The sequence below is a fragment of the Klebsiella sp. LTGPAF-6F genome, assembly GCF_001753185.1.
In the GTDB taxonomy this organism is placed as follows: Bacteria; Pseudomonadota; Gammaproteobacteria; order Enterobacterales; family Enterobacteriaceae; genus Klebsiella; species Klebsiella michiganensis.
Map to the genome: position 1 here is coordinate 2048036 of NZ_CP017450.1, position 25173 is coordinate 2073208.

A 25173-nucleotide genomic window follows, 5' to 3' on the forward strand; every position below is an offset into this window, starting at 1 on the left:
TAGCGCTGAGTAATCAGCCAGTTTGACGGGAAATTATGACAGAAAAATGAAGCGGCGTACCGCGACGCCGCATTAGTTGTTGGGTTTATCCTGCTGGGGCTTGCCGTTGATCAGATCGCACAGCATACCGACAAGCATTAACCGTACTTTAAAAGGAGAATGGGTAAACACGTTTAAACACCTCTTGAATTCATTCATCTCGACCTCCTGTAACTTCGTCCTTCACTCCTTGAAGGATGTGTGTATTACATACAGATATAGCACAGGCTATATTTTATAGCTATGGCTAAAACGTTAATTTTTTGTTCTCTGTGCGCGATCCATTACAATAGGGATCCTTTTATATGATGCTTGATGCGTCACAGGAATGAGGAAGCACAATGAACCGTCGCGCAGGTAAGCCAATAACAAAAAAAGTGACGCAGCTAGTGAATGTCGAAGAACACGTTGAGGGGTTTCGTCAGGTGCGCGAGGCGCATCGTCGGGAGCTGATTGATGACTACGTGGAGCTGATCTCCGATCTGATTATGGAGGTGGGGGAAGCCCGTCAGGTGGACATGGCCGCGCGTCTTGGGGTGTCGCAGCCAACGGTTGCGAAAATGTTAAAACGACTGGCCAGCGTCGGGCTGATCGAACAGATCCCATGGCGGGGGATCTTTTTAACCCCGGAAGGTGAGAAGCTGGCGCATGAAAGCCGCGAACGCCACCAGATCGTCGAAAACTTTTTACTGGTGATCGGCGTTAGCCCGGAAATTGCGCGTCGCGACGCCGAAGGCATGGAGCACCACGTCAGCGAAGAGACGCTGGCGATGTTTAAACAGTTTACCCTCAAGCAGGGGTCACCGGGAGAATGAACCTCGTCTTTGTTCAGTCGCTAATCCGCGACCGTTTTTTGCATCTGCTGCTGATCGTCGGCGTTGTTTTAAGCTTTTTTGTTCCGTTTGCCCCTGCAGGCTGGTTACACGCCATTGACTGGCATACGATTATCACCCTTAGCGGGCTGATGCTACTGACCAAAGGTATTGAACTGAGCGGCTATTTTGACGTAATAGGTCGCAAAATGGCGCGCCGCTTTGTGACCGAGCGCCAGCTGGCCATCTTTATGGTGCTGGCGGCCGCGCTGCTATCCACCTTCTTAACCAACGACGTGGCGCTGTTCATCGTCGTGCCGCTCACGCTGACTCTGAAAAAATGGTGCGCCATCCCGACAAGCCGTCTCATCATTTTTGAAGCGCTGGCGGTGAACGCCGGGTCGTTGTTAACGCCCATCGGTAACCCGCAAAATATTCTTCTCTGGGGGCGCTCGGGCCTCTCCTTTCCGGCCTTTATCGGCCAGATGCTGCCGCTGGCGGCAGCGATGATGCTCACCCTGCTGGCGCTGTGCTGGTTCTGTTTCCCCGCGAAGCGTCTCGACTATCAGAGTAGCGACAGGGCGCCCTCCTGGCGGCCAAAGCTGGTCTGGAGCTGCCTGGCGTTCTATGGGGTCTTTTTGACCGCCTTAGAGCTGAAGCAGGAGCTGTGGGGACTGGCGCTGATCGCGCTGGGTTTTTTGCTGCTGGCGCGGGCGGTCATTATCCACGTCGACTGGACGCTGCTGCTGGTCTTCATGGCGATGTTTATTGACGTTCACCTGTTGACCCAGCTACCGGCTCTCCAGCATGCGCTTAACGGCGTCGGCCAGCTCTCGGCAGGCGGATTGTGGCTGACGTCGATTGGCCTGTCGCAGTTTATCAGCAACGTCCCGGCGACCATTTTGCTGCTCAATTACGTTCCACCATCGGTGCTGCTGGCCTGGGCGGTAAACGTCGGCGGGTTCGGCCTGCTGCCGGGCTCTCTGGCAAACCTGATTGCGCTGCGCATGGCTGGCGATCGCCGTATCTGGTGGCGTTTCCATATCTACTCTCTGCCCATGCTGCTGTGGGCCGCGCTGGTAGGGTACGGATTGCTGCAGCTCTGATTTTCAGAGAATTGGGCAAGAAACGGACAGAAACGCCACATTCGCGCTCTCCTTTTCCGGGGTATAACTTTATTCACGATGGTGAATCACCCTGATTGAAGGAGAGTCCTATGCGTTATCAAAAACTGGGCCATACCGGCCTTTTTGTCTCTGAGCTGTGCCTCGGCACCATGACCTTCGGCGGCGAAGGCGGCCTGTGGGGGAAAGTGGGGCAGCTGCGCCAGGCGGAGGCAGAGCAGCTGGTGGGCAGCGCGCTGGATGCGGGCATCAACTTCATCGACACCGCTGACGTCTATTCAGAAGGGCGCTCGGAAGAGATTACCGGCCAGGCGCTGAAGAATCTGAAAGTGCCGCGTGAAAACGTCGTCGTGGCGACCAAAGTGTTTGGCGAAACCGGCACCGCAGGCGTGAACTCGCGCGGCAGTTCGCGCTATCACATCATCGGCAGCGTGAAGGAGAGCCTGCGTCGCCTGCAGCTCGATCATATCGATCTCTATCAACTCCATGGCTTCGATCCGGCGACCCCGATCGAAGAGACGCTGTATGCGCTGGATAACCTGGTGCAGCACGGCCACGTCCGCTATATCGGCGTGTCGAACTGGGCGGCATGGCAGATAGTCAAAGCGCTGGGCATTTCCGAACGTCTGGGGCTGGCGCGTTTTGCCTCGTTGCAGGCTTACTACACTCTTGCCGGCCGGGATCTGGAGCGCGAGCTGGTGCCGATGATGCAGAGCGAAGGCCTGGGCCTGATGGTCTGGAGCCCGCTGGCGGGAGGGCTGCTCAGCGGTAAGTACGATCGCGATGGGCACTCGGCGAGCGGCGGCCGCCGTCAGGAGTTTGATTTCCCGCCGGTGAATAAAGCGCGGGCTTTTGACTGCATTGATGTGATGCGCGAGATTGCCGATGCGAAGGGTGTTTCGGTGGCGCAAATCGCGCTGGCCTGGCTGCTGCATCAGCCGGCGGTAAGCAGCGTGATTATTGGCGCGAAGCGCGCTGAGCAGCTCGCCGATAACCTCGCGGCGACCAGCATTGCCCTGAATGATGATGAACTGGCGCGGCTTGACGCGGTCAGCGCGCTGCCGCGAGAGTATCCGGGCTGGATGCTGGAGCGCCAGGGCGAATACCGCCGCGACCAGCTCGCCCAGCAGTAACTTCCTCTCTTGCACGCCGGATCGTCTGTTTCGCGATCCGGTTTTTTTATCCGTTGCGCTCACAAAACGCGATCCTGGACTTTGCCTGACGGGAGAATTTCGTTTATATGACTAGTCATGAAATTAATATGACTAGTCATAGGTGCGAGCGATGAACAGAACACTACCGGCAGATTTTTTATGGGGTAACTCGGTTTCCAGTATGCAAACCGAAGGGGCGTGGAATGAGGGCGGGAAGGGGATGTCGGTTTACGATATCCGCCAGCCGGCGGAATTTGCGTCCGACTGGAAGGTGGCAACCGACTCGTACCACCGCTACCGGGAAGACTTCGACCTGATGCAGGATTTGGGCATGAACTGCTACCGCTTCCAGATTGCCTGGAGCCGCGTTTGCCCGGAAGGCGACGGTGAGTTCAATGAAGAAGGTATCGCCTTTTATCACCAGTTTATCGATGAACTGCTTGCCCGCGGCATTGAGCCGATGATCTGCCTCTATCACTTCGATATGCCGCTGTCGCTGGCTGAACGCTACAACGGTTTTACCGACCGTCGGGTGATGGAAGCCTTTATTCGTTACGGGCAGAAGATGATCGACTGCTTTGGCGACAAGGTGAAGTGGTGGCTGACCTTTAATGAACAGAATCTCTACCACATGCCGGACGCGTTTCTGATTTCAGGCTATATGCGCGGCGAGAAGACCCTGCGGGAGCTGTATCAGATCCAGCACCACGTGATGATGGCCCACGTACACCTGACGCAGTATCTGCACCAGGCGAAGCCGCAGTGCCTGATGGGCGGCATGCTGGCCCACGCGCTGGTCTATCCGGCGACCTGCAAACCGCGCGATATCCTTTGCGCCCAGCAGCTCGATGAGTTTTTAAACCAGAACCTGCTGCGCGCCTTCGCCGGAGAGGGCTACAGCCCGGAGGTCATGCACGTTGTCGCCCGTGAAGGCTTTGCGGATATCTACCGCGCAGAGGATCTGGCGCTGATGGCGCAGGTTAAAATCGACTATCTGGCCTTTAGCTACTACGCCAGCAAGGCGCTGGATAGCGACCCGATCCCGCCGGGCACGCCGGTGAACCACTACATGCAGTTTGGCGATAAAAAGAATGACTTTCTGCAGGCCACCGAGTGGGGCTGGCAGATTGACCCGCTGGGCTTTCGCACCATCATTACCCGCTACTACAACGACTGGCGTCTGCCGGTATTCCCGATTGAAAACGGCATCGGGGTGATTGAGTCCTGGGACGGCGAAAATCCGGTCGCTGACGATTACCGCATCGCCTATCATCGCGACCATATCAACGCCATGAAAGAGGCGATGTTTGAGGACGGCGCGCGGGTGATTGGCTATCTGGGCTGGGGGTTAATCGACATTCTCAGTTCGCAGGGCGATATGCGCAAGCGCTACGGGGTTGTCTACGTGAATCGTGAAAACCACGACCTTAAGGACCTTAAGCGCGTCCCGAAGAAAAGCTATGCCTGGCTGAAGCGGGCCATCCGCAGTCACGGCGAAGAGATGTAGCGGCGCCTCGCGCGGGCAGATGGTATATTCTGCCCGCCAGCCACTATCAGACACGTAAAAGGATCCGGGAATGACGGCCAAATATCTGAGTATCGCGCGGGAAATCAAAAAACGTATTATCAGCCGGCAGTATCCCGCCAGCGCGCCGTTACCCGACCAGTTCGCCTTAGCGGCGGAGTTCAGCACCAGCAGGATGACCATCCAGCAGGCGATGCGCCAGCTGATTGTCGAAGGCCTTATCTACACCCGTAAGGGGCAGGGAACCTTCGTGCGCAAAAACTTCCTCCAGCTTTCGCAGTGGGAGCTGCCCGGCAGCGACTATTTTGGCGCCACCAAAACCTGGGAGCATGTAGGGGAAGTGACCAGCCGGGTGATTCGCTTCGAGCTGCGTTTTCCGTCGGAAAAAGAGCAAAGCTCGTTGCTGATTGACGCCGATGCCCCGGTCTATGATTTCGTCCGCCTGCGGCTGCTCAACGAGGAACCCGTGTCGCTGGACCTCACCGTGATGCCCGTTGCGCTGGTGCCCGGCCTGAATAAAACGCATCTCGAAAGCTCGGTATTTCGCTACGTGCAGGAGACGCTGGGGCTTAAAATGATGGGCTCGTATCGGGTGGTGCGGGCGGTGAAACCGCAGGCGCTGGACAGAGAACATCTCAACTGCGAAGCGAGCGACCCGGTGCTGGAGGTGGAGCAGGTGATCTATCTGGAGGACGGTACGCCGCTGGAGTATGCCCATTGCCACTATCGCTACGACCACGGCGGAATTATTCTGGTCAATAACGGATAAAAAAATGGCGGGCACCGGGCCCGCCACTCTGCGCGATGCGTTTTAGTTCAGACGCACCGGCATACCGGAACGGTTCTGGATCGCCTGATCGACCACGCTCTGGTCTACGTCAGTCTGGCTGGTAATCGCCTGTACTGATTTGGTCAGGTTAATCGGCACGATTTCGCCGCCCTGGAACTGCTCTTCCGTAGTGGACAGCGGGTTGTGAACTTCAATGAAGCGGCTGCCGTCAGGCTCGGTAGTGGCTTTTACCGGCTCATCGATAAACTCTACGCGGGTGCCGACCGGCACGTTTTCAAACAGGAATTTGATATCGTCGTTACGCAGACGCACGCAGCCGTGGCTGACGCGCAGGCCGATGCCGAAGTTAGCGTTGGTACCGTGAATAGCGTACAGGCGGCCGATATACAGCGCGTACAGGCCCATCGGGTTATCAGGGCCGGCAGGAACAACGGCCGGCAGCGGTTCACCGGCTGCGGCATATTCAGCGTGCATTTTGGCGGTAGGCGTCCAGGTCGGACCGGCTTTTTTACGCTCAACTTTCGTCACCCAGTTGATCGGCGTGTCTTTGCCTAACTGGCCGATGCCGATCGGCAGCACGATGACGGTGTTGGTGCCTTTCGGATAGTAGTAGAGGCGCATTTCCGCGCTGTTGATGACGATACCTTCATGCACGGTGTCCGGCAGGATCAGCTGCTGCGGGATATTCAGCACGGTGCCGCCTTTCGGCAGGAAGGTGTCCACGCCCGGGTTGGCTTCCAGCATGTTGGATAAACCCATCTGGTATTCAGCGGCGAAATATTCCAGCGGCTGCTTGTTGCCTTCCGGAATGGTGATCACCTGGTTCTGGCCAATCAGACGGCTGCCGTCGGTGGGCAGAGGGTAGGTTACAGCAGAAGCTGTGTTGCAAAAGCCCACGATGGCGAAGGCTGCCGCGAAGAGTGTTGATAATTTCATAATCTTTATGTCGTGGGCGATGTTAATGCCGCACAGGCCTTTGTCAGTTTAAACAGGAAGTCGATGGGAGCGCATTATATGTGCTTTCCGGCAAACAGGTAAATGAGATGTGTACGAAATCACATTTTTTTCCTGTGACCCTGAGTGTAGCCCGTCAACGCGGGCTCTGCAGCCTGAAAACGGGAGGGGATTACCCCTCCAGAAGCCGCGACTGGAGCGCTTCTCGCGCCTGCGGCGTGAGCTGATACTCTTTCTCCAGCCAGGCATCGACGCTGGCGTAGCGTTCGTCGATTTGCGAAAGTGCGGCGGCAAGGTAGGACTCATGCACCGTCATCATTTCCGCCAGGTTCTGCCGGCCGCGGGGGGTCAGCGCATTACCGAGGGACTGGAGCATGTAATCTTCGACCTGCGTCAGCATGCCCTGGGTGAGCAGATATTCCTCCATGACCGTATGACGATCGCAGCCGAGGGCGAACAGCGTCAACGCGCAGCCAACGCCGGTGCGGTCTTTTCCCACCGCGCAGTGCTGCAGCAGCGCGCCGTCGAAAGGCTCCATCAGCCAACCGGCCAGCTGGCGATAAGCGGCGTTATTGAACGGCAGCTGGCGGTAGAGCGCCAGCATAAACTGCTCGCCGTTAAGGACGTTCAGGGTGGCGGCGTTGAGCTCGGTGACTTTGGCGTTGACGTCGCGAACGTGCGGATTCGCCGGGGCGTTGAGGTAGTGAGCCGCTTCGTTCAGCTTATCGGGGCTGCGATTCACTTCGCCCGGATCGCGATAATCAATCACTCGGCTAAGCGGGATCGCGTCCAGATGGGTGAGGTCATCTGCCGTCATCATATGCAGCGAGCCGGAGCGGAATAATTTCCCGGTACGCACGCGACGGCCGTCGGCGGTACGCTGGCCGCCCAGGTCACGAAAGTTGATACCGCCCTGCAGCGATAAGAAAGCCGGATGGCGGGAGAGTGTGGTCATAGGTTCCTTCCAGATTAAGGTAAAAAATTACGCATTAAGCAGTGTAACCGCGCAATATGACATGACCCTAACACAGGCGTCATTGATGATTTTATAACGCCCCGTGAAAAGTGAAGCATTTGCTGGCATAATGTCTGGTTCATCACACTTCTCATTCTCTATTTTCAGGATAACCCCGTGCTAGTATCCAGCAACGTCACCATGCAGTTCGGCAGTAAGCCGCTGTTCGAAAATATTTCCGTCAAATTTGGCGGCGGCAACCGTTACGGCCTGATTGGCGCCAACGGTAGCGGCAAATCCACCTTTATGAAGATCCTCGGCGGCGATCTTGAGCCGACGCTGGGCAACGTCTCCCTCGATCCGAACGAGCGTATCGGTAAGCTGCGTCAGGATCAGTTTGCGTTTGAAGAGTTCAGCGTGCTGGATACGGTCATTATGGGCCACGGCGAGCTGTGGGAAGTGAAGCAGGAGCGCGATCGTATCTACTCCCTGGCGGAGATGAGCGAAGAAGATGGCTACAAAGTGGCTGACCTGGAAGTGCTGTACGGCGAGATGGACGGTTACTCCGCTGAAGCGCGCGCCGGCGAACTGCTGCTCGGCGTCGGCATCCCGGTTGAACAGCATTACGGCCCGATGAGCGAAGTCGCTCCCGGCTGGAAGCTGCGCGTGCTGCTGGCGCAGGCGCTGTTCTCTAACCCGGACATTCTGCTGCTTGATGAACCGACGAACAACCTGGACATCGACACCATCCGCTGGCTGGAGCAGACCCTCAACGATCGCGACAGCACCATGATCATCATTTCGCACGACCGTCACTTCCTGAATATGGTCTGTACCCACATGGCGGATCTGGATTACGGCGAGCTGCGCGTTTACCCGGGCAACTACGATGAGTACATGACCGCGGCGACCCAGGCGCGCGAACGTCTGCTGGCGGACAACGCCAAGAAAAAAGCGCAGATTGCCGATCTGCAATCATTCGTCAGCCGCTTTAGCGCCAACGCCTCTAAATCTCGCCAGGCGACCTCGCGCGCCCGTCAGATTGACAAAATTAAGCTGGACGAAGTGAAAGCGTCCAGCCGTCAGAACCCGTTCATTCGCTTTGAGCAGGATAAGAAGCTGTTCCGTAACGCCCTGGAAGTGGAAGCGCTGGCGAAAGGCTTCGATAACGGCCCGCTGTTTAAAAACGTCAATCTGCTGCTGGAAGTGGGGGAGAAGCTTGCCATTCTGGGCGCCAACGGCGTGGGTAAATCCACGATGCTGAAAACCCTGGTCGGCGATCTGACGCCCGATAACGGTACCGTTAAATGGTCTGAGAACGCGCAGATTGGCTACTACGCGCAGGATCATGAATATGAGTTTGAAAACGATCTGACGGTATTCGAGTGGATGAGCCAGTGGAAGCAGGAAAGCGATGATGAGCAGGCGGTGCGCAGCATCCTGGGTCGTCTGCTGTTCAGTCAGGACGATATCAAGAAGCCGGCGAAAGTGCTCTCCGGTGGCGAAAAAGGCCGCATGCTTTTCGGTAAGCTGATGATGCAAAAACCGAATATCCTGGTGATGGATGAACCAACCAACCACCTGGATATGGAATCGATCGAATCGCTGAACATGGCGCTGGAGATGTATCAGGGCACCCTGATCTTTGTTTCCCACGACCGTGAGTTTGTGAGCTCGCTGGCGACCCGAGTGATTGAAATTACGCCGGAGCGCGTTGTGGACTTCACCGGTAACTACGAAGATTATCTGCGCAGCAAGGGTATCGAATAATATTCCTGTTGTCTGTCCCGGATTGCGGCGCTGCAGCGCCTTATCCGGGCTACCGGCCCACAGACGGCGGTGAACCTGTAGCCCGGGCAAGGCGCGTTAGTGCCGCCCCCGGGAGCAGTTCGCAGAGTGACTGAACTCCCCGGAGGCGATGCTGCGCATCTGTCCGGGCTACCGGCCCGCAGACGGCGGTGAACCTGTAGCCCGGGCAAGGCGCGTTAAGCGCCGCCCCCGGGAGCGGTGCGCAGCGTGGCTGAATTCCCCGGAGGCGATGCTGCGCATCTGTCCGGGCTACCGGCCCACAGACGGCGGTGAACCTGTAGCCCGGGCAAGGCGCGTCAGCGCCGCCCCCGGGAGCAGAGCGCAGCATAGCCCTTTGTAGAGAACAGAGCGGCTGAATTTCCCGGAGGCGATGCTGCGCATCTGTCCGGGCTACCGGCCCGCAGACGGCGATGAATCTGTAGCCCGGGCAAGGCGCGTTAAGCGCCGCCCCCGGGAGCAGAGGCTGCGTGGCTGAATTTCCCGGAGGCGATGCTGCGCATCTGTCCGGGCTTGTATTATTAAAAAATCCAGAGAGAACCGGCCAGTTCCCTCTGGTGGTGGTCCGGATGCCGTGTCCGGGCTCAGACTTTTAGTCTGTTTGGTAGATCCCGCACCAGACCACCGTTATCCACAAGTGATAAACCGAACAGTATCATGGACCGGTTCACCCGGTACCCCGTATTTGCAAGGATGGTTACACCATGGAAAACGAAATTCACTTTATTGGCATTGATGTTGCCAAAGCTAAACTCGATGTCAATATGTTGCGGCCTGATGGCCGTCACCGCAGCAAGAAATTTGCCAACACCCCCGGAGGTCATGACGAGCTCGTCAACTGGTTGCGGGGACATCAGGTCATCCATGCCCATATCTGCATGGAAGCGACCGGGACGTATATGGAAGATGTCGCCGCTCATCTCTCTGACGCAGGGTATCAGGTCTCTGTTATCAATCCGATGCTCAGCAAAGCGTTCGTCCAGAGTCAGGGAATACGCAGCAAAACTGATACGGTGGATGCCCGCCAGCTGGCGTATTTTTGCCGGGAGAAACGCCCGGCGATATGGGAAGCGCCACATCCGGTTGAACGTGCCCTGCGGGCGCTGGTTCTGCGGCATCAGGCGCTGACAGAGATGCATGTTCAGGAGCAGAACCGGCGTGAAAGCGCGCGTGATGTTCAGTTGCCGAGCATAGACATGCATCTGCTGTGGCTGGATACGGAACTGAAACGTCTTGAAAAGCAGATAAAAGACCTGACGGATGATGACCCGGATATGAAACACCGGCGCAAACTGCTGGACAGTATCCCGGGCATTGGCCCGAAAACTTCAGCGGTGCTGCTGGCTTATGTGGGGCTGAAAGAGAGGTTCAGGGAGGCGAGGCAGTTCGCGGCGTATGCGGGTCTGACGCCCCGGCAACATGAATCAGGCAGCAGTATCAGGCGGGTAAGCAGGATGAGTAAAATGGGCCATGTATCGCTGCGTCGGGCGTTGTATATGCCGGCGATGGTGACGCTGTATAAAACAGAATGGGGCAGGGAGTTCAGGGAACGGCTGGAGAAGAACGGAAAAAATGCAAAGCTGATAATCGGGGCGATGATGAGGAAGCTGGCGCAGGTCGCATACGGCGTCCTGAAATCAGGACGCCCGTTCGATGCCACACTGCATTCGAAAAATGCTTGCATGGCATAACAGTATCTACCGGCCCGCAGACGGCGGTGAACCTGTAGCCCGGGTAAGGCGCGTCAGCGCCGCTCCCGGGAGCAGAGCGCAACGTGACTGAACTCCCCGGAGGCGATGCTGCGCATCTGTCCGGGCTACTGGCCCACAGACGGCGGTGAACCTGTAGCCCGGGCAAGGCGCGTCAAGCGCCGCCCCCGGGAGCAGAGCGCAGCGTGGCTGAATTCCCCGGTGGCAACGCGAAAAAGGTGAGGGCTACACCCGCCACTCGCTCCTTTCTTCACCGTTCACCAGCAGCCTGCGTTTTTCCCCCGCCGGCAACGACACCTTCAGCGCTTTCCACGCCGGACGATAATCGCCGCGCGCGTTCACCTTCAGGTTGATGCTGGCGCTATCGCAAACCATTTCCCATTCTACCCACAGCGCATGGCCATTCTGATAGCCCCAGCTTTCGCCATCATCTTCAAACAGCAGGCCGCGACGGGTCCCCACGCCCTTCAGCGGGAAGAGTTTCAGCTCGCGGCAATCGTCTTTTTGCGCATCGACGTGGCGGATACGCTCGCTCAGCGGCAGGCCTGCTCCGGCGCGAACCAGCAGCGGCAGTTTTTCCAGCGGCGCATCAAGGACGATCCACTGGCCTCCCGCGAACCACTGGTGGCTATCAAAGTCGTACCAGCCGTCCTGATTGGCCGGCAGCCAGACGCGGCGCTGACGCGCGCCGGGTTCGACGACGCTGGCGACCAGCAGATCGCGACCCAGCAGGAAGTCGTCGCATTCGGCAAACGTCTGCGGATCGTGTTCGTGATCGAGGAAGGTCGGACGCAGCATCGGTTCATCGTCGGCGTGAGCCTGCCACAGCAGCGTATACAGATACGGCAGCAGACGATAGCGCAGCTCAATGGCTGAACGGATAGCCGGCGTGACTTCCGGGTACATCCAGGCTTCGTTGACCGTCTGGTCGTCATTCCACGAGTGAATGGTAAAGCGCGGATGCATAACGCCGTTTTGTACCCAGCGTACGAACAGCTCCGGGTCCGGTTTATCGCCAGAGAAGCCGCCAACATCGTGGCCGACATTGAACAGCCCGGAGAGGCTCATTCCCAGCCCCATGCGGGTGTTATAGCGCAGCGTATCCCAGTTGGTACGGTTATCGCCGCTCCAGGTCTGGACGTAGCGCTGCATCCCGGCGCAGCCGGAGCGAGAGATCAGGTACGGTCGTTTGTGCGGCGCAAAGCGCTGCTGAGCCTCCAGCGACGCGCGCATCATCAGCAGCGGCATGACCGGGCGAATATGTTTAATGGCAATTTCCTCGCCAAACCCGTAACAGCGGGCTTCGCCGTCCCAGACTTCATACTCGTTATTATCGTTCCACGTGGAGTCGATACCCATCTCCAGCAGCTGGGTTGTCACGCCTTCCTGCCACCAGGCGACGGTCTGCGGGTTGGTAAAGTCAAGGTGCGACCCTTCGTCATCCCAGAAGCTGGAGCGCTCGGGAGCATCCGCCTGTGAATCGCGGATAAAAAGCCCGCGCTCCGCGACCTCGTTATAACGCGGATGGTCCTGCAGCAGGCAGGGCTTAATATTGGCGGCGAGCTTCAGTCCGGCATCGTGGAAGGCCTGGCTCATCACCTTCGGCTGCGGCACCTTGTCGTTGTTCCAGTTAAAGACGTAGCGCTTGCCGTCAATCGAGGTATAGCCGGAAGAGAGCTGGAACGAATCGCACGGAATGGCGTGTTCATCACACAGGCGGATGAAGTTCATCAGCTGGTTTTGCGCATCCGGCGCGTCGGTGTAGTGCATCGTTGAACCGCTGTAGCCGAGACTCCATTTCGGTCCGAAGAGCGTTTTGCCGGTCAGGCGTACGAACGCTTTGGTGATATCCAGTACCCGTTTGCCGGAAAAAAGATAGTAATCGATGTCGCCGGCTTCCGCCTGCCAGCGGCGATAGGCGGTATGGTAATTATCGATTTCGTTGCCGAGATCCAGCCAGCAGCTGCTCAGGTTGTCGTAAAACAGACCGTAGCTGACATCGCTACGCTGCGCGATGGTAAACGGAATATGTTTGTACAGCGGGTCGGTGCTCGCCGCGTTATAGCCCATGGCGTCGAGGTTACGCATCTCATAGCGCTTCCCGTTACGCTGCAGATCGCCGGCTTTTTCGCCCAGACCGTAGAAGCGTTCGTCTTTGCGTCGGCTCAGGTAGTGGGCAACGCCGTCGCCGTGCGCATTCGCCAGGTAGGCGCTGGTGGGGCGGTCGTTAACCAGCGGCTGCCACTCGCCGCCCTCATCGCGATAGCTCCATTCCAGCCACAGCGGCTGGTGGACGGTGACGCGCAGCTGGTCGGTGGCGATGCTCAGGGTATCGCTATGCTCCGTGAGCTGCCAGGCGGGGAGGCTAAAGCCGCTCAAATCTTCGCGCGGGCGTCCTTCCCACGGCACGTCCTGCTGGGGAGCGATACTCCAGGTGCGATCCAGCGCCAGCTGGCCGTGCCGCTTTAGCAGCACGCGGAACATATTCTCTTCCAGCACGTACAGACACAGGGTGTGCTGGCCGTCTACGATCAGCTCAACGTGGTGGTCCAGCCGTTGGTGCAAAGTCCAGTTTTTCAAAGTCTTCATTTTTACATCCACTCTCAGGCGCGTTTTGCGCGACGTTCAGCAATAAATGCCACCAGGAATACCGCGCCAATCAGGTCAAAGAACCCCATGGCGATAAATAGCGGGTTGAAGCCGATTTTGTCGGCGGTGACGCCAATCAACAGCGAGAACAGAAAGCTGGCGATCCAGGCAGCGGAGCCGCGCATCCCGTTCACGGTCGCCATCTGTCCTTTATCGAACGACTCCACCACCAGCGCGCTGAGCATGCAGGAGATGATCTGGTGGCCGAAGCCGCCAATTGAAATCAGCACGATGGTGATATAGGGATCGTGGGTGATCGCCACGGTGGCGAGCGAAATCATCAGGAAGGCGCCGGTGACGGAGCTGGCGACCACCGAGTTCACTCGCGAACAGCCGAACCAGCGGGTATACAGTTTGGTCAGATAGCCGCTGGCGACGCTGCCGAGGTCGGCCGCCAGAAACGGCAGCCAGGCAAACATGGCGATTTGTTTTAAATCCATGCCGTGCTCTTTCGCCAGGTAGAGCGGTACCCAGAAGCTCAGCACCGCCCAGGCGGGCTCAGCCATAAAGGCCGGAATGGCGATACCGTAGAAGCGCTTGTTTTTCGATACGGTTTTTAGCGCGGTAAAGAAGGGCAGTTTGACCGGTGGCGCTTCATTGTCCTGCTGGATCAGCGCCAGCTCAGCTTTACCGAGGTTAGGGTGTTTTTCCGGGTTATGATAGAACGCCCACCACAGCACGACCCACAGCAGCGCCAGCGCGCCGGTGAACATGAATGCCCCCTGCCAGCCGAACGAAGCGTGTGCGAAGTAGATAATCGGCGGCGCCAGCATGGCGCCCACGGAGAAGCCGACGCCCGCCCAGCCTGCCGCGATCGGCCGCTCGGATTTTGGAAACCACTCACCCAGCGTTTTGGCGTTGGCTGGCGTCGCCGCCGCCTCAGCGCCGCCCATGAAAAAGCGCAGAATCGCCAGGTGCAGCCAGCTCCCCGCCCCGGCATGGGCGATGCAGGCGATGGCCCACAGGGTGGCGCAGATCATAAAGCCGAGCTTGAGGCCAATAACGTCGATAAGCCAGCCGCAGAGCGGCTGGAAAATGGTGTACGCCAGCTGAAAAGCGCCGACTATCCATGAGTACTGTTCAGTGGTAATACCCAGGGAGGTTTTTAGTTCCGGGGCGATAATCCCCAACGAATTACGCGTGATGTAGTTAACGGTGACGCCGAGTAAAAACAGCACCAGCATCCACCAGCGCAGGTTCTTCACTATGCGGCGCGATTTACTGACCGCCATATCATTATTGAGGCCTTGGCTCATAGAACTCTCCACGAGACATGTAGTAGGGAAAATTGACCAACCCGCTTGCTGAGTTGTCGCTAAAATTTTCTATTTCGTTGTTTGTTAAGGTTGATGTCTCGACACTATTGGTTGACTAATCTCAAAGGTGTTGGACCAATTCAGGCTAAGGGAGAATGCGAGCGGGCAATAGCGACAATTCTGCAAATATTTTCATGGGACGATCCAGATCGCAGTATGACATCGCCAAATCGCTTAAAAATATTCACATTCTCAATATGAAAATTTTTTCATGAGCAAAGTAGAGCGCGATCACAAAATGGACAAAAAGCTGAAAGTGAGCGAAATCGCGGCGCGTACCGGGCTGTCGGTGAGCACGGTATCGCGGGTGCTGGCGGGAAAAGCAAATACCAGCGCCAGGGCTCGCCAGAGGGTACTGGATTGCGCCCGCGAGCTGGGCGTCATGGACGGTATCGCCGCCGGGAGAATGCTGCTCAATAATCTGGTGGTCTTTGCCCCTCAGCGGGCGTTCGATGAGCGTACAGATATTTACTATTATCGCGTTATTCAGAGCATCAATTCGGCGCTGGTGCCCCATGAGGTGCATCTGCGCTACTGCGCGCTGGAGGAGAATGACAGCGATGCCAATTTGTTTTTGCAGCGAATGCATGAAACATCGACCCAGGCCGCCATCTTACTGGGAATCGACGATCCGCATATTCACGATCTGGCGGCGGACCTGGCCAAACCCTGCGTGATGATTAACTGCCACGACGCCGGAATGCGCCTCCCTTCCGTGGCGCCGGATCATCGGCTGATCGGCCAGTTCGCCGCCCGGTATCTATTTGAGATGGGGCATCAGGCGATCATGAACGTGATGTGCCTGCGCCGCTATACCATGGAGCTGCGTCTGCTGGGCATTAAGCAGGCGTGGCGGGCGCGGAATCTCCGTTTCGTTGACGGCAGGGATTTACTCGCTGTGGCCAACTTCAGCGCCAGGGATACCGAGGAAAAAGTCGGGGAGTGGCTGGATCAGCGCGGCGATGGCCCGCTGCCGACGGCATTTCTGGTGGGCGGTGATTTTATGGCGGCAGGCACGATCGCCGCATTACAAAAACGCGGTTTGCGCGTCCCGCAGGATGTTTCCGTCATGAGCATCGACGGCTTTAACCTGGCGGCGATCCAGGATGTACCGCTAACCGCCGTCCACGTCCCACGCGATGAATTAGGGGTCGAAGCGGTACATCTATTACAGCAGAGACTGATCCGTCCCGATGCGCCGCACGGCGCGTTACTCCTGCATGGGACGCTGGCAGTACGCGATTCGGTACGGCGGATACGCGCCGGTAACCGCCGTACTGCCGTTGAAGCGAAGGGGCTATATGATGATTAATTCGCCATCCCCAACGCGCGCTTACCGTGGATATTTAAGTCATCCAGCGTAAAGCGGCCTTCCCAGTCGCTTTCATAATCCTCGCGGGGGAAATCCCCCGGCGAAGCGCCGCGCGCCAGCGCCGCTTTGACCTTCTGCGCGTAGGCGAGGTTTTTCTCGCACATTGGCGCGGCGGGAATATACATCACGTTGCCCCAGCCCTGCTGATTTTCCACCGGCGCGACCGAGTGGATCACGTCGCAGTGCCACCATACCGAATCGCCCGCATTCAGCGCCGGAATAGAGCTTAAGGCTTTGATCAGCAGCGGGTGCCATTTTTCCGAAATCGGCAGCACCTTGCCCGGCGCGACGCCGCACAGCTCATCTTCCGGGACATCGTCGAGCAGCGGACGCAGCAGCACGTAAGCCATCGCTTCCGGGATCGGCACCACGTGCAGCAGACCCTGATCGGGGATCATATCGGAGAGCGCGGTCCATCCCTGGAAGGTGCGGAACACCGAGCATTTGGTGGTGTTGTCGACCGTATACTCTTCGACTTCGGTGCGGTGCGCCGCGTCCCACGGGTCGTAAGCATCAATGTTGCCGTTAAACACGTCGGCAAACACTTTCTGATAGGCCGGCAGCAGCCAGCGCTCCAGGGCGCCGGAATCGGTATGCGCCCCCAGACCTTTCGAGGTGGTTCCCGGCGGGCGGCGGCGAATGCGGTCCGGGTAGATGACGCTGACGTCCGGGTCGAACCATTGCTTGCCGTCGCGGTTAAAGGTCCACAGACGGTTGAGGAACGACTGCACGGCGGCCATTTCATCGCTCTGTCGCGCCTGCATCTGCGCCTGGGACCAGTAAATCGGATAGATTTCCGGGCGCGAAGCTTCCAGCGATCCGAAAAAGGTATCGCCGGGACCTTTATAAACGTCATCGAAATGGTTGCGGTCGAGATACTCGAGCATTGCGTTGTCCCACGCCAGCGCCTGTTCGCGAGAAAAATGGCCCTTGATAACGGCGCAGCCGCGACGCTTGATGAGCTCGCGCTGGGCTTCCGTGACCTGGCCCCGGGCAATATCGGCGAACGGGATCGTCGGCCAGACGTCCTGACCGCTGGCCTTAAGGGAGTCAATCTCTTCCAGACGCGCGGCGATACGCGCCGTCAGCCGATCGAACACCGCCTGCACGTCGCCAATTTGCGCCCGCAGCTCCTGTTTAATCCGGCGGATGGCCGCTTTGGGGTCGGCGGGTAAAGTTTCACAGGTATGGGTAACAGCCATAATGACCTCTCATCTTTCATTCGAAAGTAATTTATCTTACATATGATAATTTAAGTTAAAATTAAGTTAATGCAAGTTTAAAATTATGCGGAGGTGCACAAAACGGGAAGCCGGGGCGGTAAACCCCGGGTGTGGCGTTACTCGTTGAACGGGGCGGTGTGGTCGAGGACGGCCTGAATGACGTTCAGCGCGCCGTCGTGGTTGTTATCATCGGTGGCAAAACGCGACACCGCCTTGATGCTTTCGGCGGCGTTGGCCATCGCGAAAGAGTATTTCACCAGCTTGAGCATTTCCGTATCGTTAGCGCTGTCGCCAATGGCTACGCAGGCCTGCGGCGAGATGTTCCAGCGCTTAAGCAAGCGGCTTATACCGTTGGCTTTATGCAGGCCGGGGATAATCAAATCGACGAAGCCAAAGCCGCTGGTGACCGGCTTCATGATGCCGTCCAGCGAGACGTGCAGTTTGTCGATAAGCTGCGGGATTTCGCTATCCGGCAGGTTAAGGGAAAACTTAAACAGCGTGTCGTCGATGTCATGATAGCGGCTAATGCGCTGCAGGCGATGGTAGTGCTTTGACATCAGGGTGACGAACGCCTCGGGCGCGCGCTCGCTGACGTAAGCGCTCTCGAGGCCGCAGGCGACGAAGTTGAGCTGCGGGTCTTTCAGCAGTTCACTAATGACGACCTGGGATTCATGACGGGTGAGTTCGCCGTGGAACAGCTGTTGACCGCGTTCGTAAACCAGCGCGCCGTTCTCGGCAACAAAGGAGATTTGGTCACGGATTTCCGGGAAAAAAGAGATCAGCTGGTAGTACTGGTTGCCGCTGGCGACCACGAACTCAATACCCTGCTGCTGGAGTTGCGCGAACTGCGCGAGAAAACGCGAGCGGTCATACTGCTTGGCGTCATTGAGAAAAGTTCCGTCCATATCGGTGACGATAACTTTAACGGTCATAACACATGCTCCTGGCTTAACTTCGACCAGTAACATTCTAATTACAATGTGATGGGGAGCACAAATTTATTTCGAATGAAAGTTTGCGTTCACCTCTGTGCAGCATAAAACCCCGGATTGCGGCGTAAACGCCTTACCCGAACTACCGGCCCGTAAACGGCTTCGAACCTGTAGCCCGGCTAAGCGTAGCGCAAGCCGGGGGATGTGGCTTACAGCGTATGCTCGGTACGGGCGATAATATCGTCCTGTGCATCCGGCGACAGGGCGGTAAAGAACGCCGAGTAACCGGCCACGCGGACCACTAAATCACGATACTGGTCTGGGTGTTTCTTCGCTTCCAGCAGCGTCTCGCGCGACACGATGTTGTACTGAATATGCCAGCCTTTATGCACCTCGAAGAAAGTGCGCAGCAGCACCATCAGTTTTTGCTTATCGGATTCGTTCTCCAGCGTGGCCGGGTTCAGCTTCTGGTTAAGCAGTACGCCGCCGAGGATTGAGCCGGTCGGCAGTTTGCCCACCGAGCTGATTACCGCGGTCGGCCCGAGATGGTCGGTACCGGAGGCCGGGCTGGCCCCTTCCGCCAGCGGCGAGTGCGCTTTACGGCCATCCGGCGTCGCCATGGTCTGCGCGCCAAACGGCACGTTGGCGGAAATGGACGAGGTGCCGGCGTAGTAGTTGCCGCCGATCGGGCCGCGACCGTAGCGCGGGTTATGATACAGCTTCAGCTCGTCGATATAGGTCTGGTAGGCGCGAGCCAGCAGCATATCCACGCTGTCTTCATCGTTGCCGTATTTCGGCGCGCCGTTGATTAAGCGCTGGCGCAGCTGCTCGTGGGTCAGGCCTTCGAAGTCTTCAGCCAGCGCCTTTGCCAGCTCCTGCTGACCAATAACGCCCTGATCGAACACCAGCTTCTTCACCGCCGCCAGGCTGTTGCCGAGGTTAGCGATGCCGACCTGCAGACCGGATACCCAGTCATACTTCGCGCCGCCCTGCTTGATGCTCTTCGCGCGCTCGATGCAGTCATCGACCAGCGCCGAGCAGAGAATATCGTGCACGTTCTCTTCCAGCATGGTGTCGACCACGTACTCAATCTCGATAGATTTGCGCGTGTAGTAGCGGATCTGCGTATCCCAGTCGGCCAGAACCTGTTCAAAGTTGTCGAAGTTGCCTTTTGACAGCGCATGTTCCTGCGGCAGGAAAACCTGGCCGCTGGTGGCGTCGCGGCCGCCTTCCAGGGTTGTCAGCATGACGCGGGCAAAGTTGATAAAGCTCATCCCGGTGCAGCGATAGCCCCATTTACCGCCGACGGCGGTTTCGATGCAGCCGATAGCGGCATAGTCGTACGCGTCCTGCGGCTCAATCCCCAGCTTGATAAATTCCGGGATGACGATTTCATCGTTGTTGAACGCCGGCATGCCGAAGCCGCAGCGGATCACCTGCACGCAGGCGTCGAGGAAGTCGTTGCTCATGCCCGCGTGATAGCGCACGCTGAGGTTAGGTTGAGTCGAACGCAGCCGACCGCAGGATTCCAGGATGGCGTAGGAGAGCGGGTTCACCGCGTCCTGCGCGTTGCCGTCCACCAGATTCTGGCCGCCGATGGTGACGTTCTGGTACAGCGGGCTACCGGCGGAAGCCTTAGAGTGCGAGCCGGAGCGAATTTTGTTCACTTCCAGCAGCTTCAGCCAGCAGCAGTGCAGCAGTTCGATGGCGTGTTCGCGATCCAATGATTGTGCCAGCTCAACGTCGCGGCGATAGTAAGGGTAGAGATACTGGTCCATGCGGCCGAAAGAGACCGAGTGACCGTTGGATTCGATCTGCAGAATCAGCTGGATGAAATAGCACAGCTGCAGCGCCTGCCAGAAGGTTTTCGGCGGCTCGTGGGCGATAATATCGCAGTTTTCGGCTATCGCCAGCAGCTCGTCGCGGCGGGATTCGCGGCTCTCCGTCGCGGCCATGCTGCGCGCCAGCCCGGCATAGCGCTTACAGTGGTCGCTGACCGCTTCCAGCACGATATCAATGGCTTTAAGGAACTGCTCGCCGTGCAGATCTTCCAGCACGGTCAGGTTAATGCGCGAACGGCGCTCGGCGACTTTCGCCCGCATGCCGTCGAGGCCTTTTTCCAGCAGCAGCGGATAGTTAACCGCAAGGTGAGCGTCGCCAGAGGTCATATTGCCTTCGGCTTTGATAATGCCGGTCGCCAGCAGCGCTTTTTGCTCGTCGGTAAACATGCCGTAGCAGCGATCCTGTACGGTTTGACCGCGCCACCACGGGCACACTTCGTGGAGCACGCGTTTGTTCTCTTCGCTAACGGCAAACCCGGCGCCGGGGCGATCGGCGAGGTCGTCGATCTCTTTTTCGATCCAGCTAACGGTGTATTCCGGGAAGATAGGCGCCGCGCGAACTTCGCTGGCCTGGTTGCCGACGATCAGTTCATCGTGCTTAATCCAGATCGTGCGTTCCGCCAGGTGATGAGCCAGCGCCAGCGCGCGGCGTACCGGGATCGGCTTATCCAGATGCTGCTGATAGGCTTCGGTATAGTGCAGGGCGCGCTCGGTACAAACCGGCGGCTTAACGATATGCACCAGTGCCATTTTATGCGCCTGAATGCGCGGGCTCAGAGTATCCAGTTTCAACGTTGTCATAAGGTTATCCTCGTAGAGTCGCCGTTAAACCTTTGCTCTGAGCATAGCGCTGCGCGAAGGCGAGCAGCTCGGGTGCAGCAAGCGGTTTATCCGGAGCGGTATAGGGCTGACTGAGTAATTGGTATTTATTCATGCCTAAGGTGTGGTAAGGCAGGAAGTGGATCTCGCCAACCTGTAAACGGTCAGCGGCAAAATCGGTAATGGCGGCAATATCGCTTTCGTTGGCGTTAAAGCCCTGGATCAGCGGCACGCGAATGATGATTTTCTTTCCGGCCTGCGCGACGCGCTGCAGGTTATCCAGCACCCGGCGGGCGCTGCCGTCCGTCCACTGCTGGAAAATCGCTTCGTTGACGTGCTTGAGGTCGGCGAGAAACAGGTCGATAAACGGCAAAGCGGGCTCGACGTATTTCCACGGCACGTGCAGGCAGGTTTCGACCGCGGTGTGGATCCCCGCGCGGTGGCTGGCCTCAAACAGCTGTCGGGCCAGTTCGGGATTCATAAACGGCTCGCCGCCGGAAAGCGTGACGCCGCCGCCGCTGCGGTCGTAAAACGGTTTGTCGCGCAGCACCGTAGCCATAATCTCTTCGACGCTTTTCTCTTCGCCGCACACGGTTAATGCCGTGGTCGGGCAGCAGTCGCGCAATTTGCCGATATGCGCATCGGTGAGCTTTTCGCGGTGGATAATCAGACCGTCCAGCTTGCGGGTAATCACCTCCGGCGCAGCCAGCTGGCAGAGGTCGCAGCCGTCCAGGCAAAGGCGGGCGTCATACAGCAAATCCGCCGTGCGGGCGCGGCTTTCCGGGTTCTGGCACCAGCGGCAGCCCAGCGAACACCCTTTGAGGAAGACGACAGTGCGGATCCCCGGGCCGTCATGGGTTGAATAACGCTGAATGTTGAAGATCATGATTCACCCTCTTATTTGCATATGAAGATTAAATTACTTTCGAATGAAAGTTGTATTGATGTAAATCAACAAGCAGAAAGAGGAAGGAGAATGAAGGTTAAAATGCCGCTGCGGGTCACAAAACATCCGGCGACAGCGCCGCCGGAAAAGGGTCAGGGCGTACCGCACACCTCGCAGTGAGGGTTACGCGGCAGCCTCATTTCGCGGAACTGGCAGCGCATAGCGTCGTACATGACGATTTTTCCCGTCGCCGGGCTGCCGTAGCGGGTCAGCAGCTTTATCGCTTCCATCGCCTGCAGCGAACCGATGGTGCCGACCAGCGGCGCCATGACGCCGGCTTCGACGCAGGTGAGGGCGTTTTCGCCAAACAGGCGGCTCAGGCAGCGGTAGCAGGGTTCATCTTCCTGATACGTAAAGACGCTGATTTGCCCTTCCATGCGAATCGCCGCGCCGGAGACCAGCGGCGTTTTATGGCGGAAACATCCGGCGTTGAGCTGGTTACGGATCGCGACGTTGTCGGTACAGTCGAGCACCAGATCGTGGGCGGCGATTTGCGCCGCCAGCGCCTCGTCTTCCAGCCGCGCGTTGAGCGCCGTGAGCTGAACGTGGGGATTAATCCGCGCCAGCGCGGCGCGGGCGGAGTCGACCTTCGGCTGGCCGATGGTGTCGTCGCTGTGCAGCGTCTGGCGCTGAAGGTTGGAGAGCGAGACGGTGTCGAAATCGAGCAGGGTTAGCTGGCCGACGCCTGCCGCCGCCAGATACTGCGCGGCGGCGCAGCCCAGCCCGCCGAGGCCGACGACCAGCACGCGGGAGGCTTTCAGCTGCTCCTGACCGTCAAAATCGAAATCGCGGAGAATAATCTGCCGGTTATAGCGCAGCATCTCCTCATCGCTCAGCTCCACGCCCATTACAGCCCTCCGAACAGATGATTAAACGGCTCGACTTCCACCCATTCGCCCGCTTCCACGTTGCCGCGCTCGCGTTCGAGAACGATAAAGCAGTTGCCGAGGCTGAATGAGCTGAAGATATGCGAGCCCTGGTGACCGGTGCTGCTAACCACCAGCTCGCCGTCCGGACCGCGCTGCAGCACGCCGCGCTGAAAATCGAGGCGGCCCGGCGATTTCTTCAGGCCGGAGGCGGCGCGAACGCGCAGGCGCATCGGCTGAGCTTGCCCGACGTTGCCGGACAGCTTCGCCAGCAGCGGCTGAACCAATTGGTAGAAGGTCAGCGTTGCGGAAACCGGGTTGCCGGGCAGGCCGCAGAACCAGCTGTGGTTGAGCTTGCCGAAAGCGAAAGGTTTACCCGGCTTAATCGCCAGCTTCCAGAAGCCGATTTCCCCCAGCTCTTCGAGGATCGCTTTGGTGTAGTCCGCCTCGCCGACGGAAACGCCGCCGGAGCTAATCACCACGTCGGCCTGCTGGTCAGCCTGAATAAAGGCTTCGCGCAGTTTAGCCGGGTCGTCGGGAATAATGCCGAGGTTAATGACCTCGCAGCCCAGCTCCTGCAGCATCAGGTGCACCGCCAGGCGATTGGTATCGTAAATTTGCCCGTCGGCCAGCGGCTGGCCCGGCAGCTGGAGCTCATCGCCGGTGGAGAAGACCGCCACCCGCACTTTACGCACCACGTCAACCTCGGCAATCCCCAGCGAGGCGATGACCGGCAGCTCGGCGGCGGTCAGGCGGGTACCTGCGGGGAAGACGACCGCGCCGTGGGCGATGTCTTCGCCAAGACGACGAATATTCTGCCCGTTTTTCACCGGGGCGAGGAAGCGGATACCCTCATCGGTTTGTTCGGCCTGCTCCTGCATCACCACCGCGTCGCAGCCTTCCGGCACCGGCGCGCCGGTCATAATGCGGATACAGGTGCCCGCGGGCCAGACGCCGTCAAAGGGTTGACCGGCGAAGGCCTTGCCGGCCACCGGCAGCGCTGCGCCGTCGGTGAGATCCGCCAGGCGCACGGCGTAGCCGTCCATCGCCGAGTTATCAAAACCGGGAACGTTAAGCGGCGAAACGAGGTCATGGGCGGTCACGCGCGAAAAGGCCTGCAACAGCGGTACGGTATCCGTCGCATTCAGCGGCGTAATACGAGTGAGCATCTGGGTCAGGGCTGTGTCGAGCGGCATCAGTCCGGCGGTAAAATCCATGGGTTTCTCCTGCGGGCAAACATCGAAAACGCCTATTATGGCAGAAAAGAGAGACGGGCTATAACCCATCTGGCGACAAGCTTTACATCACCGTCCGCTCTTTCTATATTCAAAAATTGTATAGGACAGTCAGCACGATAATGATATTTATACACTTTATCGTTAAGGAATGGCGCAATGGGTAAGGCGGTTATAGCAATTCACGGCGGGGCCGGGGCGATTAGCCGCGCGCAGATGACGCCGGCGCGCGAGCGGGAGTACGTGGCGGCGCTGTCGGCGATTGTCGATAGTGGACAAAAAATGCTGGCTGCCGGGGCCAGCGCGCTGGATACGGTAACCGAAGCGGTCCGGCTGCTGGAGGAGTGCCCGTTATTTAACGCCGGTATTGGCTCCGTATTTACCCGCGATACCCGCCATGAGCTCGATGCCTGCGTGATGGATGGTTACAGCTTACAGGCGGGGGCCGTGGCCGGGGTTCAGCATTTACGCAATCCGGTGCTGGCGGCGCGTCTGGTGCTGGAGCAAAGCCCGCACGTGCTGTTGATTGGCGAGGGGGCGGAAGCGTTTGCTGCTTCCCGCGGTATGGCGCGGGTCGATAACAGCCTGTTTTCGACTTCCGAGCGTTTGCTGCAGCTGCGTCAGGCGCAGGAGGGCGACGATATCGTGCTCGATCACCACGCCGCGCCGCTGGATGAACGGCACAAAATGGGCACCGTCGGCGCGGTCGCGATGGATCTGGCGGGCAACCTCGCGGCGGCGACCTCCACCGGCGGCATGACCAATAAGCTACCGGGACGCGTCGGCGACAGCCCGCTGCCCGGTGCGGGCTGCTATGCCAATAACGCCAGCGTCGCCGTTTCCTGTACCGGTACCGGCGAAGTGTTTATACGTACGCTCGCGGCCTACGATATTTCGGCGCTGATGGAGTATAGCCAGCTCAGCCTGCAGGAGGCCTGCGAAAGGGTGGTGATGGAGAAACTTCCGGCGCTGGGCGGCAGCGGCGGCCTGATCGCCATCGACAGAGAAAGCAACGTGGCGCTGCCGTTTAATAGCGAAGGCATGTACCGGGCCTGGTGTTATGCGGGCGATACGCCCACGATTGGTATTTATCGCGAATAAGAGGA

General features: G+C 58.3%; 20 protein-coding genes. 9 read left to right on the forward strand and 11 right to left on the reverse strand.

The features are described 5' to 3' along the window. Window positions 1-72: 72 nt before the first annotated feature. Window positions 73-198, reverse strand: coding sequence for a manganase accumulation protein MntS (mntS, locus tag BJF97_RS09555; RefSeq protein ID WP_004100500.1), 126 nt, complete (start codon window positions 196-198; stop codon window positions 73-75). A gap of 182 nt (window positions 199-380) precedes the next feature. Between mntS and mntR the strand changes: the two genes are divergently transcribed. The 5 genes from mntR (at window position 381) to BJF97_RS09580 (ending at window position 5423) form a co-directional block, all read left to right on the forward strand. Further along, the gene (mntR, locus tag BJF97_RS09560; protein WP_014228517.1) at window positions 381-854 is read left to right on the forward strand and encodes a manganese-binding transcriptional regulator MntR; all 474 of its coding nucleotides are present in this window, start codon (window positions 381-383) and stop codon (window positions 852-854) included. Continuing rightward, on the forward strand, window positions 851-1957 hold the full coding sequence (locus BJF97_RS09565; protein WP_014837877.1) for an anion transporter: 1107 nt from the start codon (window positions 851-853) through the stop codon (window positions 1955-1957). Before mntR ends, BJF97_RS09565 begins: the two co-directional genes overlap by 4 nt. 110 nt (window positions 1958-2067) lie before the next feature. Beyond that, a complete protein-coding gene (locus BJF97_RS09570; RefSeq protein ID WP_025108092.1) occupies window positions 2068-3108 on the forward strand; it encodes an aldo/keto reductase in 1041 nt (346 codons plus the stop codon). 151 nt (window positions 3109-3259) lie between these two features. Continuing rightward, the gene (locus tag BJF97_RS09575; protein WP_025108091.1) at window positions 3260-4636 is read left to right on the forward strand and encodes a glycoside hydrolase family 1 protein; all 1377 of its coding nucleotides are present in this window, start codon (window positions 3260-3262) and stop codon (window positions 4634-4636) included. Between the two features lie 70 nt (window positions 4637-4706). After that, window positions 4707-5423 carry a GntR family transcriptional regulator gene (locus BJF97_RS09580; protein WP_025108090.1) on the forward strand — a complete coding sequence of 239 codons (717 nt, stop codon included), beginning with the start codon at window positions 4707-4709 and terminating at the stop codon, window positions 5421-5423. A gap of 42 nt (window positions 5424-5465) precedes the next feature. On the opposite strand, the gene ldtB is transcribed toward BJF97_RS09580, so the two are convergent. Then, window positions 5466-6380, reverse strand: a complete 915-nt coding sequence (gene ldtB, locus BJF97_RS09585) for a L,D-transpeptidase (protein ID WP_004130773.1) — start codon at window positions 6378-6380, stop codon at window positions 5466-5468. A 190-nt stretch (window positions 6381-6570) separates the two neighbouring features. Then, the gene (locus tag BJF97_RS09590; protein ID WP_032694516.1) at window positions 6571-7353 is read right to left on the reverse strand and encodes a tyrosine-protein phosphatase; all 783 of its coding nucleotides are present in this window, start codon (window positions 7351-7353) and stop codon (window positions 6571-6573) included. Window positions 7354-7530: 177 nt separating this feature from the next. Here BJF97_RS09590 and BJF97_RS09595 point away from each other — a divergent pair, with 177 nt between their 5' ends. Next, window positions 7531-9123 carry an ABC-F family ATPase gene (locus BJF97_RS09595; RefSeq protein WP_004849135.1) on the forward strand — a complete coding sequence of 531 codons (1593 nt, stop codon included), beginning with the start codon at window positions 7531-7533 and terminating at the stop codon, window positions 9121-9123. Between the two features lie 740 nt (window positions 9124-9863). Beyond that, window positions 9864-10850: an IS110 family transposase gene (locus BJF97_RS09600; protein ID WP_032694515.1), complete on the forward strand. Its 987-nt coding sequence runs from the start codon at window positions 9864-9866 to the stop codon at window positions 10848-10850. A gap of 243 nt (window positions 10851-11093) precedes the next feature. On the opposite strand, the gene BJF97_RS09605 is transcribed toward BJF97_RS09600, so the two are convergent. Together BJF97_RS09605 and BJF97_RS09610 are read right to left on the reverse strand one after the other, a co-directional pair. After that, window positions 11094-13457, reverse strand: a complete 2364-nt coding sequence (locus BJF97_RS09605; protein WP_032694902.1) for a glycoside hydrolase family 31 protein — start codon at window positions 13455-13457, stop codon at window positions 11094-11096. A gap of 14 nt (window positions 13458-13471) precedes the next feature. Further along, window positions 13472-14773 (reverse strand): MFS transporter, encoded by a 1302-nt coding sequence (locus BJF97_RS09610; RefSeq protein WP_032694901.1) that lies wholly within the window; start codon window positions 14771-14773, stop codon window positions 13472-13474. Window positions 14774-15044: 271 nt separating this feature from the next. On the opposite strand from BJF97_RS09610, the gene BJF97_RS09615 reads away from it, so the two are divergent. Continuing rightward, window positions 15045-16145 (forward strand): LacI family DNA-binding transcriptional regulator, encoded by a 1101-nt coding sequence (locus BJF97_RS09615; RefSeq protein WP_177341179.1) that lies wholly within the window; start codon window positions 15045-15047, stop codon window positions 16143-16145. On the opposite strand, the gene BJF97_RS09620 is transcribed toward BJF97_RS09615, so the two are convergent. The 6 genes from BJF97_RS09620 to moeA form a co-directional block, all read right to left on the reverse strand. Beyond that, entirely contained in the window at window positions 16142-17407 is a 1266-nt protein-coding gene (locus tag BJF97_RS09620) for a DUF1479 domain-containing protein (RefSeq protein WP_014228525.1), read from the reverse strand. The two genes, BJF97_RS09615 and BJF97_RS09620, sit on opposite strands and share 4 nt — an antisense overlap. A 137-nt stretch (window positions 17408-17544) precedes the next feature. Further along, on the reverse strand, window positions 17545-18360 hold the full coding sequence (locus BJF97_RS09625; RefSeq protein ID WP_032694900.1) for a Cof-type HAD-IIB family hydrolase: 816 nt from the start codon (window positions 18358-18360) through the stop codon (window positions 17545-17547). 209 nt (window positions 18361-18569) lie between these two features. Beyond that, window positions 18570-21002, reverse strand: coding sequence for a formate C-acetyltransferase/glycerol dehydratase family glycyl radical enzyme (locus BJF97_RS09630; protein WP_032694899.1), 2433 nt, complete (start codon window positions 21000-21002; stop codon window positions 18570-18572). A gap of 4 nt (window positions 21003-21006) precedes the next feature. Next, window positions 21007-21906, reverse strand: a complete 900-nt coding sequence (locus BJF97_RS09635) for a glycyl-radical enzyme activating protein (protein WP_032694898.1) — start codon at window positions 21904-21906, stop codon at window positions 21007-21009. 152 nt (window positions 21907-22058) lie between these two features. Further along, window positions 22059-22814, reverse strand: a complete 756-nt coding sequence (gene moeB, locus BJF97_RS09640) for a molybdopterin-synthase adenylyltransferase MoeB (RefSeq protein WP_032694897.1) — start codon at window positions 22812-22814, stop codon at window positions 22059-22061. Next, a complete protein-coding gene (gene moeA, locus BJF97_RS09645) occupies window positions 22814-24049 on the reverse strand; it encodes a molybdopterin molybdotransferase MoeA (protein WP_032694896.1) in 1236 nt (411 codons plus the stop codon). The genes moeB and moeA overlap by 1 nt, the downstream gene beginning before the upstream one ends. Window positions 24050-24226: 177 nt before the next feature. Between moeA and iaaA the strand changes: the two genes are divergently transcribed. Continuing rightward, entirely contained in the window at window positions 24227-25168 is a 942-nt protein-coding gene (gene iaaA / locus BJF97_RS09650) for a beta-aspartyl-peptidase (protein WP_032694895.1), read from the forward strand. Window positions 25169-25173 lie beyond the last annotated feature (5 nt).